14 protein-coding genes and 1 pseudogene are annotated in these 18,304 nt (G+C 69.2%); 5 read left to right on the forward strand and 10 right to left on the reverse strand.

Annotation, left to right across the window (positions count from 1 at the left end; genetic code table 11):
- The first annotated feature begins 331 nt into the window (after window positions 1–331).
- From OG828_RS15380 to OG828_RS15390, 3 genes are read left to right on the forward strand one after another with little or no spacing between them, the layout of a single operon-like run.
- Window positions 332–880 (forward strand): hypothetical protein, encoded by a 549-nt coding sequence (locus OG828_RS15380; protein WP_328501461.1) that lies wholly within the window; start codon window positions 332–334, stop codon window positions 878–880.
- On the forward strand, window positions 846–1,208 hold the full coding sequence (locus tag OG828_RS15385; RefSeq protein ID WP_328438350.1) for a hypothetical protein: 363 nt from the start codon (window positions 846–848) through the stop codon (window positions 1,206–1,208). The genes OG828_RS15380 and OG828_RS15385 overlap by 35 nt, the downstream gene beginning before the upstream one ends.
- A gap of 17 nt (window positions 1,209–1,225) precedes the next feature.
- The gene (locus OG828_RS15390) at window positions 1,226–2,899 is read left to right on the forward strand and encodes a sodium:solute symporter family transporter (protein ID WP_328501462.1); all 1,674 of its coding nucleotides are present in this window, start codon (window positions 1,226–1,228) and stop codon (window positions 2,897–2,899) included.
- 108 nt (window positions 2,900–3,007) lie between these two features.
- On the opposite strand, the pseudogene OG828_RS15395 reads toward OG828_RS15390, so the two are convergent.
- From OG828_RS15395 to OG828_RS15435, 9 genes and pseudogenes are all read right to left on the reverse strand, one after another.
- Window positions 3,008–4,546: pseudogene (locus tag OG828_RS15395) on the reverse strand (sensor histidine kinase).
- Complete coding sequence (locus OG828_RS15400; RefSeq protein ID WP_328501464.1) at window positions 4,543–5,286, reverse strand: response regulator transcription factor; 744 nt, start codon at window positions 5,284–5,286, stop codon at window positions 4,543–4,545. Before OG828_RS15400 ends, OG828_RS15395 begins: the two are co-directional and overlap by 4 nt.
- Before the next feature lie 50 nt (window positions 5,287–5,336).
- On the reverse strand, window positions 5,337–7,553 hold the full coding sequence (locus tag OG828_RS15405) for an ArnT family glycosyltransferase (protein ID WP_328501465.1): 2,217 nt from the start codon (window positions 7,551–7,553) through the stop codon (window positions 5,337–5,339).
- A 17-nt stretch (window positions 7,554–7,570) separates the two neighbouring features.
- On the reverse strand, window positions 7,571–8,860 hold the full coding sequence (locus OG828_RS15410) for a glycosyltransferase (protein ID WP_328501466.1): 1,290 nt from the start codon (window positions 8,858–8,860) through the stop codon (window positions 7,571–7,573).
- 214 nt (window positions 8,861–9,074) lie between these two features.
- Window positions 9,075–9,218, reverse strand: a complete 144-nt coding sequence (locus tag OG828_RS15415; RefSeq protein WP_328501467.1) for a fumarylacetoacetate hydrolase family protein — start codon at window positions 9,216–9,218, stop codon at window positions 9,075–9,077.
- A 193-nt stretch (window positions 9,219–9,411) separates the two neighbouring features.
- Window positions 9,412–9,585, reverse strand: a complete 174-nt coding sequence (locus OG828_RS15420; protein ID WP_328501468.1) for a hypothetical protein — start codon at window positions 9,583–9,585, stop codon at window positions 9,412–9,414.
- Window positions 9,586–10,076: 491 nt separating this feature from the next.
- Window positions 10,077–10,700 carry a malonic semialdehyde reductase gene (locus tag OG828_RS15425; protein ID WP_443062403.1) on the reverse strand — a complete coding sequence of 208 codons (624 nt, stop codon included), beginning with the start codon at window positions 10,698–10,700 and terminating at the stop codon, window positions 10,077–10,079.
- A 255-nt stretch (window positions 10,701–10,955) separates the two neighbouring features.
- Window positions 10,956–12,002 (reverse strand): zinc-binding dehydrogenase, encoded by a 1,047-nt coding sequence (locus OG828_RS15430; protein WP_328501469.1) that lies wholly within the window; start codon window positions 12,000–12,002, stop codon window positions 10,956–10,958.
- A gap of 141 nt (window positions 12,003–12,143) precedes the next feature.
- Window positions 12,144–15,365, reverse strand: coding sequence for a bifunctional cytochrome P450/NADPH--P450 reductase (locus OG828_RS15435; RefSeq protein WP_328501470.1), 3,222 nt, complete (start codon window positions 15,363–15,365; stop codon window positions 12,144–12,146).
- Between the two features lie 177 nt (window positions 15,366–15,542).
- Here OG828_RS15435 and OG828_RS15440 point away from each other — a divergent pair, with 177 nt between their 5' ends.
- Window positions 15,543–16,169, forward strand: coding sequence for a TetR/AcrR family transcriptional regulator (locus OG828_RS15440; protein WP_328501471.1), 627 nt, complete (start codon window positions 15,543–15,545; stop codon window positions 16,167–16,169).
- 343 nt (window positions 16,170–16,512) lie between these two features.
- Window positions 16,513–17,064 carry a hypothetical protein gene (locus OG828_RS15445; protein WP_328501472.1) on the forward strand — a complete coding sequence of 184 codons (552 nt, stop codon included), beginning with the start codon at window positions 16,513–16,515 and terminating at the stop codon, window positions 17,062–17,064.
- 76 nt (window positions 17,065–17,140) lie between these two features.
- On the opposite strand, the gene OG828_RS15450 is transcribed toward OG828_RS15445, so the two are convergent.
- Window positions 17,141–18,289, reverse strand: a complete 1,149-nt coding sequence (locus tag OG828_RS15450; protein ID WP_328501473.1) for a polyamine ABC transporter substrate-binding protein — start codon at window positions 18,287–18,289, stop codon at window positions 17,141–17,143.
- Window positions 18,290–18,304: the final 15 nt, after the last annotated feature.

The raw sequence follows: 18,304 nt of genomic DNA on the forward strand, positions 1-18,304 counted from the left end.
GTCTCCAGCGAGTCGAGCGCCACGACACCTGGTGGGTCAGCTTCACCCGGGCGGATACTCATCCTGACTCTATTTTCAGGATTGCTGTACTGCTTTTCGAGACAGTAGGTCGGAGTCTCCTCGCTTGACAACCCCCGATCGGAACCGACGCTCCACCACTCGCGAATGGTCAGATCCGCGAAAAAACCATGACGCACAGGTCTTGACGCGAAATATGCACTGGACCGTACAGTTCAGCATCCGACGTGCCCCACGTCGCGCGCTCCCCTTGGGATTTGACCAAGGTCCAGGCCCGCGGCGGGCGCCCCAGCTCACCCGAGGAAGCACATCGATGTCCGTCACTCGGTCCCGCCCGAACCCCAAGCGGCCCACCGAAGACACCGCCTCCGCGAAATCACCCCGGCGTGACTACCTCGTGACCATCCGCCGCTATCCCGCGGCCTTCGCTCGCTTCATGCCCTTCATGCTCTGCCTCGTGGCGGGCACCGCGCTGGTCTTCGCCGCTCGGGGAGGCCAGTGGACCTTGTTTCTTTCCATAGGCCTCCTCAGCATGGTGATCGGCGTCGCGTCCGCCGTCGGGCCCTGTCCGGTGGGCCGCGACTTCGGTTACGAAGCGACGCTCTCCGCTCTCACCGTCGCCAGCCTGCTCGGCCTCGTCCTGACCTTCGTGCTGCCGCGCTACCCCCACTCCGACGCGGTTGTGGCCGTACCCGAGGACGAAGAGTCCCAACGCGGCTCCGGAGGCGGAGCAGGCCCGACCGATAGCACACCGGACGGAAGAACCTGCCGCCGGCGCATGACCACCCTCGGCCCTGCGATTCACTCACCTACCAGGAGAAGACCCGATGCGTCTCAGACCCCACCCATCCGCACTCGCTGATCACCGCGACACGCAGAGAGGTTCGTCGGCTCTGCAACACGCGCGGGAGCAGGCCCTGCGACTGGACCGGGCCTTTCTGACGTCCAACGCGATCGGCGTCGCCGTCACGTTGATTCTGGGCGCGACGGCCGGCGATCTGGTGGCCCTCAGGCTGCCCGGCACGCAGGTGACCGTGGGGCTGGTGCTCTACATGGCCCAGGTGGCCTTGCTGCTGGTGACAGCCCGGCGCTTCGACCGGCGCTGCACCCGCCTGCTGGACCCCTGGCAGCGGGCGTACGGGCAGTCCGGTGCGGGAGCGGCCAACGGCGGTACGGGGGACGCGAGATGACCGGTGGGACGTTGCACATGGCTGCTTCCAACAGCCCGAATCATGTCTTGATCGGCTTCATGCTGTTCATGATGCTGACGCTCTTCCTGACGGTCTTCTCCAGCCTGGACGAGCACTCCGCGCGGGAGTTCTACACCGGCGACCGAACATTGCCACCGTGGAAGAGCGGGATGGCGCTGGCCGGGAGCTTCACATCGACAGCCCTGCTGCTCACCGTCACCGGCGTGGTGGCGACCGCGGGCTTCGACGGCATCACCACGGCCACCAGCATGTTCCTCTCCCTCGCGGTGCTCCTTCTCCTTGCCCGGCCGATCCAGCTGAGCGGCGCCTGCACGTTGGGCGAGCTCCTGTCACTACGGGTGTCCGGAACGGCTCCCCGGTTCGCCGCCGCCGTGGCCACGCTCGCCGTGGCAGGACCGTTCCTGGTCGTGCAGCTGATGGCCGCAGGCAATATCACCGCCTCCCTGCTCGGTTTCACCGGGATCGGCGTCCAGAAGATCTGCACGGTGCTGGTCGGCTGTCTGGTCGTCGCCTGCGGTGTGCTCAGCGGCGCCAAGGGGCTCACCTCAGTGCAGGTACTGGCAGTTACGGTGATCGGCACAGCGATCTTCGTGATGTGCATCTACGCCATCCAGGCGTTCCATGGCGACGTCGACACCCTGATCGGCGCCGCCGCACAGGGCAGTAACGATCCGAGCCAGTATCTGTCCCCCGGCGGCACGATCGGCTTCGGGAGCAGCTCACGCCTCGACTTCGTCGGAGGTCAGCTTGCGCTGGTCCTGGGCAGCGCCTGCATGCCGCACGTCCTGAGCCGGGTCTACGCCATGAAGGACCCGGCCACTGCTCGACGTTCCGTCCGATACGCGGCCGCTATCGTCGCCTTCCTGTGCGCCGCCTTGATACTGCTGGGATTCACGGCCGCGGCGCGGATCGGTACTCGTGAGATCTTCAGTGGGCAGGTGCACTCCGACGGCGCGCTGATGCTCCTCGCACGGAGCCTGACAGGGGGTACGGGGAACGGGCTGGGCGACCTGATGTTCGCCGCTGTGGCATGCGCCCTGTTCCTTTCCATTCTGTCGGTCGTCGGCGGCACCACACTGGCAGCTGCCGGCGCCCTGGCCCGGGACTCCTACCACTACATCTACATCGCGCGGCACAAGCGGTCAGGTCCGTCGCACGAGTTGTTCACCGCCCGTGTCGCCGTGGCGCTCTTCGGCGCCCTGGGTATCGCGCTCGCGGTGGTCGTCCAGGGCCACTCCGCCGGCTTCCTGGCCGAACTCGCCACCACCGTCGCCGCGTCGGCCGTCACACCGGCCCTGCTGTACACCCTCTACTGGCGCCGCTTCAACCGGACAGGACTGCTGTGGACGGTCTACGGCGGAACGACGCTGACGATCGGCCTGTACCTGTTCTCCACTGCCGTGCCGGGCAGCCCGACGGCACTGATCCCGACCGCCGACTTCGCGTGGTTCGGCCAGAGCAGCCCCGCCATGGTCTCCGTGCCCGCGGCCTTCCTGCTGGGGTGGGCGGGCAGCCTGGTAGGACGGCGCCGTAGCGGACAGACCCAGGCTCCGGAGGAGGATCCGCTCGCCGTCGAGGCACTCCTGTTGACCGGTCGGCCGCCCGCATCCCGTGCTGTCACCCCCCAGGGTCCTTCCGCACCCCTCCGCGGAACGCACCGGCCGCTATGACGTTCCCCGGCCGCATCGACGGTGGGTCATCCTCCCGGTCCCGTCCATACGTTCGGCGAGCCGCTGTCGATCTCGGTCCCTGAGGGCCGTACACCCGTGTGCGCGGGATCAGCAGGGTTCCTGGCCGGAGTCGGCTGCGGGCAGGACCAGGCGGAACGTGCAGCCACGGCCGGGGGTTGTGTCGAGTTCGAGGCGGCCGCCGTGGCCCACGGCGATGGTCGCGGCGATGGCGAGGCCGAGCCCGCTGCCACCGTGGAGGCGGGAGCGGGTGGGGTCGGCGCGATAGAAGCGCTCGAAGACCAGCTCGGCGTCGACGGGTTCGAGGCCCGGCCCTTCGTCAGCCACCTCGATCACGCTGATCGGCAGGCCCTCCGGCAGGGGCGGTGAGGCGGTGGTGCGTCCGGGTCGGTCCGCGCCGCCGGTTCCGGGACCCGCCTCGGTCGTACCGACACGGACGTGGACGCGAGTGCCCGGCGGGGTGTGGACGTGGGCGTTGGAGAGCAGGTTCTCGAGGATCTGGCGCAACCGGTGCGGGTCGCCGACAGTCTCCGTGACGTCAAGTTCCTCGGCTCCGGTGGGATCGGCCGGGGTGCGCAGCGGGCCGAGGTCGACGGGGTGGGACGCGCTGTGCACGGCGGCCGCGCTGACGGCGTCCGCCGCGAGGGACAGCAGGTCGACCCGTTCCCTCAGGTAGGAGGGCTCCTTGTCCAAGGTGGCGAGCAGCTGAAGATCATCGACGAGCAGACTCATGCGCTCCGCGTTCTGCACGATGAAGCGGTTGGCCTCGTGCAGTTCCCGCGCCGGGCGTTGCTCCGGGCGCAGGGCGAGTTGAGCGTAGCCCTGGATGGCGGTGAGCGGGGTGCGCAGTTCGTGCCCTGCGTCGGCGACGAACCGGCGCAGCCGGGCCTCGGAGGCCTCGCGGGCCAGCAGCGCCTTCTGGAGGCGGTCGAGCATGGAGTTCAGGACCCGGCCGAGCCGTCCGATCTCGGTGCGCGGATCGGTGTCGGGCAACCGCAGGTTGAGCCGGCCCGCGGTGATGTCCTGGGCCGTGCTTTCCATTCTGGTCAGCGGCAACAGGCCCAGCCGGACCACCCACCGGCCCAGGGCGAGCAGCGCGATGATCGTGACGGCGAGCAGGACCGCGTTCAGCCACAGGATCTTCGAGGTGGCGCCGTCGACGGTGTCGAGCGGCAGCGTGACCACCGCGGTCATACCCTCCGGGCCGGGGTTGAGCATCACTCGCCAGCGGCCGTCACCACTCACGGCAGACACGGTTTCCGGATGCCCGTCCCGCAGACCGAGGTCCTGCGCGTCATCGGCCAGCCGAGGTCCTGGCTTTGCCTCGGAGCCGAGGGAGTCGTTCAGAAGGTGCCCGGACGCGTCGTAGAAGTAGATGTGGAAATCCGAGGGCAGCATGTCCGGGCGTTCCCCCGGCGCCGGGAGCGTTCCGTCGAGGGCGTCGTAGAAGGCCGGTGCCGGTGGGTGGAACTCGACGAGCTGCTCGTCGACGCGGTCCAGCAGCCAGGATCACAGCACCACGTAGCCGATGGCCTGGGAGGCCAGGACGGCTGCGGTGGCGAGGACGGTGACGCCGAGGACAAGGCGTCGTCTCAGTGATCCGGGCGGCCGGGTCAGGAGGTGGATCACTGCTCCGGCATCCCTCCGTGGTCGCGGGGAAGACGGAGGCTGTAGCCGACCCCGCGTACGGTCTGGATGAGCGGTGGATCGTAGCAGTCGATCTTCTTGCGCAGGTAGCGGACGTACGTCTCGATGATCCGGACGTCGCCCGCGAAGTCGTAGCTCCAGACGTGGTCGAGAATCTGGCCCTTGGTCACCACCTGTCCGGCGTTCGCCAGGAGGTAGGCCAGGAGCTTGAACTCGGTGGGCGACAGCGCGATGTACTGCCCCGCGCGGTGCACCTCGTGGGTGCCCTCGTCGAGTTCCAGGTCCGCGTAGCTCAGGACGCTCGGGACCGCTTGCGCTGTGATGGCCGGCGCCGTTCGGCGCAGGATGGCCTCGATGCGCAGCAGGACCTCCTCGAGGTTGAACGGTTTGGAGACGTAGTCGTCTCCGCCGAGACTCAGTCCGCTGATGCGGTCGTCGGTGCCGGTGCGCGCGGTCAGGAACAGGATCGGACAGTCGTTGCCCGCCGCCCGCAGTCTGCGAGTCACCTCGAAGCCGTCCAGGTCGGGCAGCATCACGTCGAGCAGCACCAGGTGCGGTTCCAGGCGTTCGACCTCCAGGAGGGCCGACTGTCCGGTGTCGGTACTGCTCACCTCGTATCCGGTCAGGCGAAGCGTCGCCTCCAGCAGGGTGCGGATGCTGGGCTCGTCCTCGACCACGAGGAGCCGATGTCCCAGCCTCGCTACTGCGGGCTGCTCGGTCATGACGTCTGCTGATCCGTTCTGCCGTCTGGCGGCGCTTGCCCCGGCCCGGGTTACTTGGCGGCGCAGTCGTAGAGCACGTTGCCTCCCATGAGTCCCGTCGCGCCGTCGTCGTCCGCCTGTGAGGACGTGCCGCCGTACGACGAGGCCGGAACCTTCGTGCAGTTGTCGGCGATCCAGTCGGAGCGCTGCTCGGCGTATCCGCCTGACAGGCCCGGCCGGCCGCCGCCGTTGGTGTCGGAACCCAGGACGTAGCGTAGTTCGCCGTTCTTGGTCCACTCCTTCAACTGGGCCACCGACGGCGCGTTGTCGCTGTTCGTGAAGCCGCCCATGCCGATGACGGTCTCGTCGGTGCCCAGGATGAAGGCGCCGGCGGACATGGCGCCGCCCTCGACGGCGAGCTTGATGCGTGCGTCGGGTGCGTGCTCGACGGCGTACTTGAGGATCTTGCGCTGGTCGGCGGTGAGTTCCCCGCCACCGAATCCGCCGCGCCCGCCCGGGGCACCTCCCGAGCCACCACCGGGCAGGCCGTTCGCTCCCCCCGTGGGCATGCCGGAAGGCATCCCTGAAGGCATTGCGGAGGGCATCCCGCCGGACGAGGGTTCATCCGACTGGCCCGAGGACCCGTCAGCGCCGGGGAGGCCCGGCATGCTCGACGGCATCCCGGACGGCATGCCCGACGGAAGGTCTGAGCCGTTCCCACCCTGCCCGGGCATGCCGCCACCTCCACCGAAGCCGAGCGTCTGCGGACCGGCCGTCGGGTTGGAGCCGCCCATGCTGCTTGAGCCGGGTACGCTCAACGCCCAGGCCCCCGGGGCCACCAGGACCGACGCCACGGCCGCGCCCACTGCAACCGTCAGCAGCCGGCCGTGCCGTCCTGAGAGCACCAGCAGGACGACGGCGGCGCAGCCCACGAGCAGCACCGGCCACACCAGCCAGCCGTTCCAGTCGGGTTCACGGCGGATCAGCACCACTGCCCAGCCCACGCTCACCACGACCCCGGCCACGCCGGCCAGGGGCGCCCAGCGCAGGCCCGCACGGTGCACACGGACCAGGCCGGCCGTCAGCCCGCCGCACAAAGCGGCGATGGCCGGCGCGAGTTGGGTGGTGTAGTAGGGGTGGAAGATTCCCTGCTGAGTCGAGAACACGGCCGCGCAGACCACCAGCCAGGTTCCCCACAGCAGCCAGCCGGAGGCCGGCAGCAGGGCGGAGGCGGGCAGCTTCCCCCGTCGGCTCAGCACCACTGCAGCCACGGCGACGGCGAGAGCCAGCGCGCACAGCGGCAGCAGCCAGCTGATCTGACCGCCCACCTGCGTGTCGAACATCCGGCCCAGGCCGGACTCGCCGCCGAAGCCGCCGGCGAAGCCGCCTCCGCCGCCGCCCCCCATGCCCTGGGGCGTTCCGTCACTGGAGCCGAAGACCCGCCCCAGCCCGTTGTAGCCGATCACCAGGTCCCAGGCCGAGCCGTCCTCGCTGCCACCGACGTAGGGGCGATCGCCCGGCCAAAGGTCGACCATGGCGACCCACCACAAGGAGGACGCCGCCAGGATGGCTCCCGCGCCCAGCAGACGCCGCACTCGCGGTATCCAGGGGCCGCTTCCTCCCACGAGCCAGGCGACGGCGAACGCGGGGATGACCATCCAGGCGGCGAGCATTTTGGTGAGGAATCCGCACCCGATCAGGAAGCCGCTCGCGCACAGCCACCAGGTCGCGGCCCTGCCCTCGGCCTGCAGCGCGCGGGTGAGCGCGTACGCCGCGGACACCAGCAGGAGGACCAGCAGGGTGTCGGGGTTGTTGTCCCGGTTGATGGCCACGGTGATGGGCGTGAGGGTGAGGACCAGGGCGGCGACCAGCGCCGCGCCCTCCCCCGCCCAGCGGCGCACGGTGCGGTGCAGCACCAGCACCGTGGCCACTCCTTCGAGCACCTGCGGCAGGATCAGAGCCCACCCGTGCATCCCGAAGATCTTGCTGCTGATCACCTGCGGCCACAGCGCGGCCGGCGGCTTGTCGACCGTGACCACACCGGCCGGGTCGAAGGAGCCGAAAAGGAAGTTCGTCCAGCTCTGCCCCATCGACTTCACGGCCGCCGAGTAGTAGCTGTTGCCCCAACCCAGGGAACCCAGTGCCCATCCGTACAGGACTGCCGCGAGCGCCAGGACGGCTGCGAGTGCCGCGGGTGCCGCCCAGGCGGGCAGCGAGCGGACGGACGTGTGCCTGCCGGCGTGCGCCGAAGCCGCCGGTACGGACGTGATGTGCGCGTAGTTGCTCATGTCTGGTTTCGCTCTCGTCAGCGGGTACGGCTGCGGGGACCGGCGAAGACGGCCAGCCGCAGGACGGCGAAGCGCACGCCGGTGACGGCGGCGGACGCCGCGGCGAGGACCGCGGTCTCGGCCGCCGGTGAGGCGCCGGGATCGAGCCACTTGAACCACAGAACCGCCCCGGAGGTGACCAGGTAGCCGAGGACGAACAGGCCCCCGGCCCCGAGGTGGGCACGGGCGGGCGGGGTGGTGGAGTACCGGAAGGTGAGGCGCCGGTTCGCCTCGGTGTTGAGGACGGTGAGGACGAACAGCGAGACCAGGTTGGCGACCGCAGGAGTCCACCAGCCGCGAAACAGCCAGTACAGCAGGGCCTGACCGACCGTGGAGACGACGCCGATCGCGAGGAAACAGCCGACCTCCCACGACAGCACGCCACGTCGCGTGGCGGGTGCGAGGACGGCGTCGGGGTGCTCGGCGGCCGGTGCGGGGCGCGGTCGTACGGCGACGCGAGCACCGCCCGAGGCCTTGAGGCGCGCCATGCGCCACAGGCCCCGCAGGTCGTCCGCCGCGGTGCTCACCACGTCCACCCGAGTGTCGACGTCCTCGACCCAGTCGACCGGCACCTCGTGGACGCGCAGTCCGTTGTGCTCGGCCAGCAGGAGCAGCTCGGTGTCGAAGAACCACGCGTCGTCGCGGGCCACCTTGAGCAGCGGCCGGAGTACATCCGTGCGGGCCGCCTTGAATCCGCACTGGGCGTCGGTGAAGCGGACGCCGTGGGTGAGCCGGATGATGCCGTTGTAGCAGCGGGAGATGAACTCGCGGCGCGGCCCGCGCACCGTACGCGCCCCGGGTGCCAGCCGGGAGCCGATCGCGAGGTCGGAGTGGCCGCTGGCCAGCGGGGCGACCAACGGGAGCAGCCCGTCGAGGCCGGTGGACAGGTCCACGTCCATGTACACCACGATGTCCGCGTCACTGGCGCCCCAGACGGTGCGCAGGGCCAGCCCGCGACCTTTACGGTCCAGGTGGACGACGCCCACCCCGGGGAGTTCGTCGGCGAGGCGGCGGGCCGTGGCGAGGGTCTCGTCGGTGCTGGCGTTGTCGGCAACCGTGATCCGCCAGGGGAAGGGGAAACCTTCGGACAGACGCGCGTGGAGGGTGCGCAGGCACCCGGGCAGGGCGCGTTCCTCGTTGTAGACCGGCACGACGATGTCCACCGTCGCGGTACCGGCGTCCGGGAGAAGTGAGCGGTCGACGGGCTGGAATGGGGCCGGCCACTCCATGCGGGCGGCGATTTTGGTGAGGTGGGGAGTGGGAGTCATGGCTTCCTCAGGCATGAGGGGACGGCAGACTGCGGCTCACAGGCCCTGGTCCAGGGCCGCGGCCTCACTGTTGCCGCCCCGCCTGTGGGGGTGGGGGGAGAATACCGAGAACTGACGGAGAGTCAGATCAATGGCCGAAAGCGCTCCCACGATTCACTGTGAGCTCGGCCGCATCACGGCGTTTCGGATTCGCCGACGCCTCTGATCACACTGATCACCTGCGTTCCTGACCGAGGGGGCACCTCGCGTTCATGGCCGGTACCCGTACGGCCGGCGTTCCGGTCGTGATCAGATCGCCGGGCAGCAGGATGACGGCGCTGCTGACGTGCACGATGACGGTGGCGACGTCGAAGAGCAATTACAAGGTCCGCGCCTTCTGCCTGACGCACCCGTCGACGAGACAGTTCATCGTCAAGCCGCGAGCGCCGATCGGCGCATCGTCGGTGGTGATCAGGGCGCCCCCACCACAGTGGCGACAGCAACGGACGGAATGTCCTCCGGGCCGCTCCGCACAGCGACGTCGTTGACCACGGTGTAGCCCGCGACATGGCTCACGGCTGCTTGGGCGTCTCCATCCCGGGCCTTCGCGCGCTCACCACACCGAGCTCCGCACCCCAGCGCACATTCTGCTCCTCGGCCGGCAGGCAGATGTCGTCGTCGGCTCCGACGACGACACGGCCGCCGTATCCCGCACGGAGAACTCCGGCTCGGCAGGGATGGGACACTCCAACTCCCGTGCCCGACAACGTAGTTGGAGTCAACAACAACTATCTTGCTCGGCCGGACGATCAGTGGTGCATAGGAATTGTCGTCCAGCCTGGGACGCTTACCGGTAACGGCACCGCCCGGGTCCCACCAGCCGTCGCCGGACGCGATCAGCGCCCCGACGTCCGGGGACGGCAGCAGCACGCAGTGCTTCTTCTGCAGACACGCGGCGGCCCGTACGGCTTTGCCCCAGTCGTACGGTGCTGAGCTTCACCGGTGACACTCCTTCAGTAACGGTCCTGTCCTTCGAGGTGCGCTGTGGATGCGGCAATGGGCCGGTTCGGCAGAAGCAAGCGGAATGTGCAGCCATCCCCCCTCGCCGTCCTGGCGAACAGTGGCGCCGGTGCTCAGGAGAGCTCCGGCGCCACGACATCGCACATTTCACCACTGCGCCGACCGCTGGCGGGCTACCCGGACCCCCGGTTCCGCCCGACCAGGCGGCAGAGGGCCGTCAGGCCCAGGCGACGGCAACCTCGACGGGCACGCGAGGCAGCCGCGGGAGCCACGGGTCGGCACCGGGGTGACCGATGTTGACCACCAGGTGCGAACGCCAGCTCGTACCGTCGAAGAACTCCTTGTCCACACCGGCCTCGTCGAAGCCCGCCATCGGCCCGGCGGCAAGCCCCGCCGCGCGCACCGCGAGCAGGAAGACCCCGCTCTGCAGTGCCGAGTTGTAGGCAGCGATGCTCTCGCGCTTCTGGGTGTGGCCGGCGAACGCCGCTCGCAGCATGTCGCCGCGGGCCGGGAAGACCGTTGGCATCTGCTCGTGGAAGTCGGCGTCGTATGCCAGGACGGCCACGGCCGGCGCACTGAGCGTCTTGGCCTTGTTGCCCTCGTCGAGGTGCTGGACCAGGCGCTCCTTGCCCTCGCGGGTGCGCACGAAGAGCACTCGCAGGGGCTGGCCGTTGGCGGCGCTCGGGGACCAGCGGGCGAGTTCCCAGATCATGCCGAGTTCGTCGTCGGTAACGGCCGTTGCGGCGAACGTGTTGGCTGTGCGGGCCTCGGTGAACAGCAGCTTTAGCCCGGCGTCGTCAAGGATGTCGAGGGTCTGCGGTGCGCGGTCGGTTATGGTCACGGTTTCTCTCTTGCTTCGGTGTGCGGATGGGGGGCTCCGCCCCGATACCACTGGGTGGGACAGGGTTTGCGGAGCAAGGCGGGGCGCAGATACCGGTGCTGTCACCTGGGCTGCGAGACCCGGGCCAGCAATCACGTGTGGTGTGTTGCTCGGATCTGCTCGGCGAGGACGCCTCGGAGCAGGTGCTTGACCGGAACTTCGAGTCTTCTTGCCGGTCCTCGTGCGGGCCGGCCCGGGACGACTGCTCAGCAGGCGTCAGGGGACGAGGATGAGACGGATCGGGTCGCCGATCTTGTTCTCCAGCCGGTTGACCGCGTCGACGGCGTTGGCGAGCGGGATGTGGTCGGTGATGGACGGGGCGAGGTCGAGGCGGCCGCACGCGGCCAGCCGCACCAGCTCGGTGACGGACTCCGGGGTGCCGCCGTAGTGCCCGCGCACCTGCTTGCCCAAGTAGTTGAAGGTCAGGCCCTCGGTGATGGTGAGCGGCTTGGGGGTGATGCCGACCAGGATCAGGGCGCCCTCGCGGCCGAGCACGGACGCGGCCTGCTCGCGGACGGCGGGCACGCCGGCGCAGTCGAAGGCGAAGTCCAGTCCCCGTCCGCCGGTGGCGGCGCGGACCTGGTCGGCGAAGTCGGGGGCGGCCGGGTCCAGGGCGAGGTCGGCGCCGAAGGCCAGGGCGCGCTCCCGGGCGCCGGGCAGCGGGTCGACGGCGATGACCGGCGCGGCGCCGACCAGTCGGGCGAGGCGCACGTTGTGCGCGCCCACTCCGCCCACGCCCCAGACGCCGACCGCCTGGGCGGGGCGTACGCCGGCGGTGGTGACGACGGCGGCGTAGGGAGTGGAGACCGCGTCGGGGATGATCGCGGCCTGATCGAAAGGGAGGCTCTCGGGAATGGGGATGAGGGTGTCCTCGCGGGCGACGGTGTACTGGGCCCAGCCGCCGTCGTAGTCGATGCCGGCGGTGAGCATCTGGGTGCAAGGGCGGCGGCGCACGCAGCCGGCGCACTGGCCGCAGGTCTTGCCGGCCTCCAGGGTGACGCGGGTGCCGACGGCCAGGCCCCGCTTGACGTCGGGGCCGGAGGTGTGGATCACACCGGATACCTCGTGGCCAACTGTGACCGTGCCGGAGGTGGCGAACAGCGGGACGAGAGAGCCGTCGATCAAGTGGACGTCTGAAAGGCAGACGCCCGCGGCCTTGACCTCGACGAGAACCTCGCCAGGGCCGGGTACGGGGACGGGGACTTCTTCCACGACGAACTTCTTGCTGTCCAGGTGGAAGCGTCCGGCGAGCATGGTGTCCATAAGGATCTGCTTTCTGTGAGCGGCACCCCGCCGACGGTTCGCGCCGATGGATGCCGGGTGTTCCCTCGTGGGTGTGGGGAGACCGGGAGGCATACAGCCAGGGAGGGGTGCCGCACGCCTCCCTGCGTGCGGGGAGGGGGGTCAGGCGAAGACGTCCTGCTGATAGCGCTCGTCGGCTTCCAGCTGGGCGAGCCACTGCTGGGCGGCCTCGTCGTCGCTGCCGGTGTGCCGACGGTGGATGGCGGCGAGGGCCTCGCGCACCGCGGGTGCCATGCGGCGGCCGTCACCGCATACGTAGACATACGCGCCGTCCTGGAGTGCCTGCCAGACCCTGTCGGAAGCGGCGGTGATCGCGTCCTGGACGAACCGGGCGGGGTGGCCGGCCACCGCGGAGAAGGCGGTGTGGACCCGAGCGGTGCCGGACAGCTCCCACATCTCCATCTCGCCGCGGTAGAAGTAGTCGTGCTCCGGGTGGCGGCAGCCGACGAAGACCTCGGACAGGCCCACCTTCGTGCCGATCTTGTACTGCCGGGCGCGCTCCTCCAGGAAGCCGCGCAGCGGTGCGATGCCGGTGCCGGGTCCGATGAGGATCAGCGGCGTGGCGGGGTCGGCGGGCGGGGCAAAGGTCGGGGACGGGACGCGTACGTAGCCGTAGAAGACATCTCCCGGCTCGAGGCGGGCGATGTAGGAGGAGCAGGTGCCGCGGTACTGGCCGTCGCCGGACAGGGCCGGGCCTTCGAGGAGGCCGACGGTCAGGCGCACCTGGCGCGGGTTGGCCAGCGGGGAGGAGGAGATGGAGTAGAAGCGGGGACGGATCGGGCCCATCAGGTCCAGGAAGACGGCCAGCGGCAGTTCGATCGCCGGGAAGCGCTCCAGGAGGCCCAGCACCGAGATGCGCTTATTGAGTATCTCCTGCCGGTAAAGCTGCTGGGCCTCTTCGGTGTCGGCGGTGTACGCGTCCAGCTGCAGCCGGGCCCAGGGGCACGAGGTGTGCTCCGCCAGGGTCTGGATCTGGGAACGGGTGGCCACGTCCTGCAGTTCCAGGAACTCGGTGAACAGCAGGCCGGCGGTGACGGGCGTGCCCACCGGCAGGTGGGTCCGGCCGCCTGCGGGCTGGTCCAGCCGGAGTACCTGGTCACGGTCGACGCCGAGCCGCATGAGGGCGCGGTCCACCAAGGCCGGTTCGTTCTTGGCGAAGACGGCCAGGTGGTTGCCGGTGTCGTAGGTGACATCCTCGGGCAGCTCGATGGTGATGGACTTCGCCGACGGGCGCGGCGGCTCGATGCTGAAGTCCCACAGGCCGGTCGCGTCGCTGACGAGTTCGTCGTTGGCGACGACGGTGAGGGGGTGGGCCTGCTCGGAGACGATCGCGGGGCGTACGTCTGCCTCGGTGAGCAGCCGCACCTGGTAGCGCGGTCCGCCCGCCTCGGAGGTGTCGGCGGCGTACTCCTCGGCCAGGGTGGCCCACAGGGTGTCCGTCCAGCGGGTGGCCATGCCGTCGAAGTCACCGGCGGCGTCGGCGATGCCGCGCTCAATGATGGGGGTGGCGCCGGCGGCCAGCAGGGCTTCCTCGATCCGCTTGGGGAAGGCCTGGTAGGTCGCCACCCACTGGGTGTTGCCGGCGCCCAGTAGTGCGAACCGCACGTTCGACAGTGAGCTCTCGGGCAGCCCGGCGGCGATCAGGTCGTCGAAGCGCTGCGCGTTGTCGGGCGCCTTGCCGTTGTAGCTGGCGGCGACGACCACGAGCAGACCCTCGGTGGGCAGGTGGTCGCCCAGCTCGTCCAGGCTCGTCAGCGTGGTGCCGAACCCGGAGCGCTCACCGCGGTCGGCGATCGTGCGCGCCAGGTCCTCGCACGATCCCAGGCTGGAGCCGTAGGCGACGGTGAGGTTCACCCCGACACCGCTGACCACGGCCTGCGCCTGGGTGTCGTCGGTCCGCAGGTCCGCGGCGCCGAAGACGGTCCGCTCGTGTTCCTGGCGGGTCCGTACGACCAGCTGGAAGTCACCGGGCTTCCGCGTCAGCGCTTCCCGCACGTCCATCTTGTAGTCGTTCGGATCGGCGAACCTGAACTTCTGCAGCACCAGCGCCAGGGCCAGACGGGCCTCGGTGAGCGCGAACTGCCGGCCGATGCAGGCACGCACTCCGTTGCCGAACGGCTTGTAGGCGTGCGGGTGGTGGTTGACCCGGTTCTCCGGCAGCCACCGGTCGATGTCGAACTCCTCCGGCCGCTCCCACGCCCTGGGGTGGGAGTGCAGCGCGCCCATGAGGATGTTCGCCCGCGTTCCCTTCTTCAGCTCATAGCGGCCGCCGATGACGGTGTCCTCCAGCGGGGCCTTGGCGATCAGCGGGATGGGAGCCCACAGGCGCAGGGTCTCTTCCAGGATGCGCGGGATGACGTCCAGCTTCATGATCGTGTCGTAGTCCGGGACGGTGTCGCCGGGCAGCAGCCGGTCCACCTCGGCGTAGGCCTGGGCCAGCACGTGCGGGTTGCGCATCAGCGAGTACGTGGCGAACGACAGCAGACCACTGGTGGTCTCGTGACCGGCGATCAGGAACGTCACCACCTGGTCCCGGACGTTTTCGTCGGCCAGCAGCTTGCCGGTCTCCGGGTCGGTGGCCTCCAGCATCAGGCCCAGCAGGTCGTCCTCGCCGGTGCCCTTCCCCTGGCGGCGATCCTTGATCACGTTCTCGACCAGGTCCTGCATCAGCTGGATGTTCTCGCGATACTTCTTGTCGTCCGCCTTGCGGAGCTTGGTCATCATCGGCAGCTCCTGCGAGCGCCGCATCGACTCGATCAGCGCCTCCAGCAGCGCGTTGAGGAAGGGGTGCAGCTTCTCCTTGTCGAAGGACTGGAACCGGTAGCCGAACCCCGACAGGGCGATGGTGTCCAGGGTGAGCCGGGTGTAGTCGTCGGTGATGTTGACCGGCTCGCCCTCCCGGCCCTCCCACTTGCCGACCAGGTTCTCGGCGATCTCCAGCATCTGCCCGTAGTAGGCCTTCATGGCCCGCTGGCTGAAGGCAGGCAGGAGGACACGGTGCGCCATGCCCCATTCCTCTTCGTGCTGGTGGGCCGTGAACAGGCCCGCCCCCGTGTAGTCCCGGACGTGGTGCAGCGGCGTCTTGTCGATCTGCTTGAAGAACCGCGTCTCGTCGCAGACCTCGGCCACCAGGTCCGGGTCGTAGACGAAGACCTGCTCGATGCCGGCGATGTCCATGCCATAGAGGCCCTCGGGGAACTGCAGGGACAGCTCGCCGAAGTACTCGACCGGGTTGGTGCTGGGGATCTGCGACGTGTGGCCGAGGAGGGGGATCCCGCGCGGGGACCGGATGGGACGCAGGTCGGTCACGGGTTGCGTGGTCATGACTTGCTCCTTGGTGCGGAGAGGGGCGAAGGGCAAGGGCGCGGTGCAAGGCCGGGGAAGCCGCGGAGGGGCGGCGCGAGTCCCGATTTCCATACGCCGTATGGAACTGCTTTCAGTGGTACCATACGCTGTATGGAAACTCCAAAGAAGGCTCCTCGGGGGACGAGGAAGAGAGACGTGCCGCTCACCGAGGACGGCATCTACGCCATGGCGCTGCGGCTCATCGACACTGACGGGGTCGAGGCGCTGACCATGCGCAAACTCGCGACCGCGCTGGACGCGAACCCGATGTCGCTGTACCACCACGTACCGAACAAGGACGCCGTGCTGAGCGGCGTGGCGAGAACGGTGGGCGCTCAGTTCCGCACCGCGACCCGGGAAGGCACTGCCTGGCAGGACCGCCTCCGCCAACTCGCCGAGGACTTCCGCACGCTGGCGCGCCGTCACCCCGAGCTCATGACCTACTCGTTCGGGCGACCGGAATTCATCCAGCCCGAAGACCCCTTCTGGCTCGGACTCACCGCCGTGCTGGAGGATGCGGGGGTACCGCAGCAAGAGACCCCGCAGGTGGCCGCTCCTGTCTGCGCCGCCGTACTCGGCGTGGTGATCGCCGAGATCAACGGTGCGCTCCAACGGTGGTCGGCTCTCCTGCCGACCACCCCCGCCATCGACGATGGCGAGCGCGCGGGTGCAGGCCCTGATGGCAGCCGGATGTTCCACCTGGCCCTGGAGATGATCATCATGGGACTGGAGAGCCGGCTGGCAGCCCAACGTGCTGGCCGGGACGGCGGTGAGAGCCAATGAGCCCAGCACACCTTCAAGCAGTCGAGGCGCCTGCGGCGAGTGACAGCAACAAGCCCACCGATTGCGAGACCCACCCGCGCCGAGTCGCAACCGACGGCGGGTGGACGACCAAAGGGCACGGCTGGTTTCGGCGAGGGAGTGAGCTCGTCTGCCGGGTGGGGCATCCGAGCAGGCGGAGAGACCTCGGCACAGTCGGTTGACTGCGGACCGGGCCGTGAACCAACCCAGGGCGCCCGCGCCTCTTCCCTACCGAGCACCTCGTCATGCCCGGGGCCACAGTGCCGATCGCTGCTGGAAGCTCAGCCGCCGCCCGCGGCGCACTTGCGGCAAGGTGCTGCAATGCATGGTGTTCCGGCGTCTGCCCGGTGCCCGTCGTCGTCTCCACCAACTTCCATTCGTCTCGGCGGCACAAGCGACGGACAGCGGCTGGACCCGGGCCCAGACAGCTGCGCTGATCGTCCCGTGCGTCGCCCTCTTCGGCGCCTTCCTGACCTACGCCCTCAACCAACGGGCCGTACGAAGGGAACGCCGGGCCAAGACCTTCGCCGAAGCGCTGACGACGGTCGAGGAGTACCTGGAGATGCCGTACCGCATACGGCGCCGCCCCGCGTCCTCGTCCGCCGTACGACAACAACTCACCGACGAGGTCAGCAGTCTGCTGGCACGAATGGCCTTCCACCAGGCGTGGCTCCAGATCGGGGCCACGACCGTCGCGGGCCCCTACGCAACCCTCGTGGCCACGGCTCGCGCTGAAGCCGGCGCGCAGATGAGCCTCGCTTGGCAGCAGCCACCGATCACCACCGACAGCGGCATGAACCTCGGAGTCCCGTACCCCCGGGACCGATCAAACGCGGCCCGAGCCGCGTGCATCGAGGTGATGTGCCGTCACCTCTGAGAACCGTCGTGATCTTGGTGCCGACTATCCCTCTTTTGTGCAACTAAAAATCCTCGTCACAGACCCCCGCGACGCCCTACAACCCCGCGATCGCGTTCCACCGCTTCGCGAACTCGCTCCGCTCATCCCCGGTGATGTCCCGCGCGATGGCGAGCCGTTGACGCATCGCCGCGTCCGGGAAGATCAGCGGGTCCTCGGCCAGCGCGGCGGTCTCCGCGTCCTTGGACGAGGCGAGGACGTCCTGGGCGGCCGGGACGGGGCAGACGTAGTTGACCCAGGCGGCCAACTCGGCGGCGACCTCGGGGTCGTAGTAGTAGTCGATCAGCCGCTCGGCGTTGGTCTTGTGGGCGGCCAGGTTCGGGATCATCAGCGACTCCGCCCACAACTCGGCGCCCTCCTCAGGGACGAGGAAGCGGATGTCGGGGTTGTCGGCCTGGAGCTGGATCACATCGCCGGAGTACGCCTGACAGGCCAGTACGTCACCGCTGACCAGGTCCTTGGTGTAGTCGTTGCCGGTGAAGCGGCGGATCTGGCCGCTGTGGACGTACTTCTCGACCTGGTCGCACACCGTGTGGAAGTCGTCCGCCGTCCACTTCGTGACGTCGACGCCGTTGCCCTGCATCAGCAGCGCGAACGCCTCGTCGAGCCCGGACAGCAGCGTGACCCTGCCCTTGAGGTCACTCGCCCACAGGTCGGAGACGTGCCGGAGTTCCCGGCCGAGCCTGCGGCGGTCGTACGCGATACCGGTGATCCCCGACTGCCACGGCACCGTGAACGTGCGGCCGGGGTCGAAGGCGGGCGAACGGAGCTGCGGATCCAGGTACTTGGTCACGTTCGGCTGCCGGGCGCGGTCCATCTCCTGCACCCAGCCGAGCCGCACGAACCGCGCGCACATCCAGTCGCTGACGACGATCAGATCGCGACCGGTCCGCTGACGGTTCATCAGCGCGGGGCTGATCTTGCCGAAGAACTCGTCGTTGTCGTTGATCTCCTCGACGTAGTCGACGGCGATCCCCGTCCGCTTCTCGAACGCCTCCAGCGTGGGCCGCCGCGACTCGTCCGCGTCGTCGGTGTCGATGTACAACGGCCAGTTCGCCCAGCTCAACCGCTTGTCCCTGGCGGAGAGATCGACGCCGGCCCGGTCCCCCGGCTCGACATACGCGGCAGGCACACCACACCCGGCGAGCACCCCGAGCCCAGCGGCGCCACCCAGGGCGCGCAGCACGGAGCGACGGGAGAG

It is taken from the genome of Streptomyces sp. NBC_00457 (assembly GCF_036014015.1).
In the GTDB taxonomy this organism is placed as follows: Bacteria; Actinomycetota; Actinomycetes; order Streptomycetales; family Streptomycetaceae; genus Streptomyces.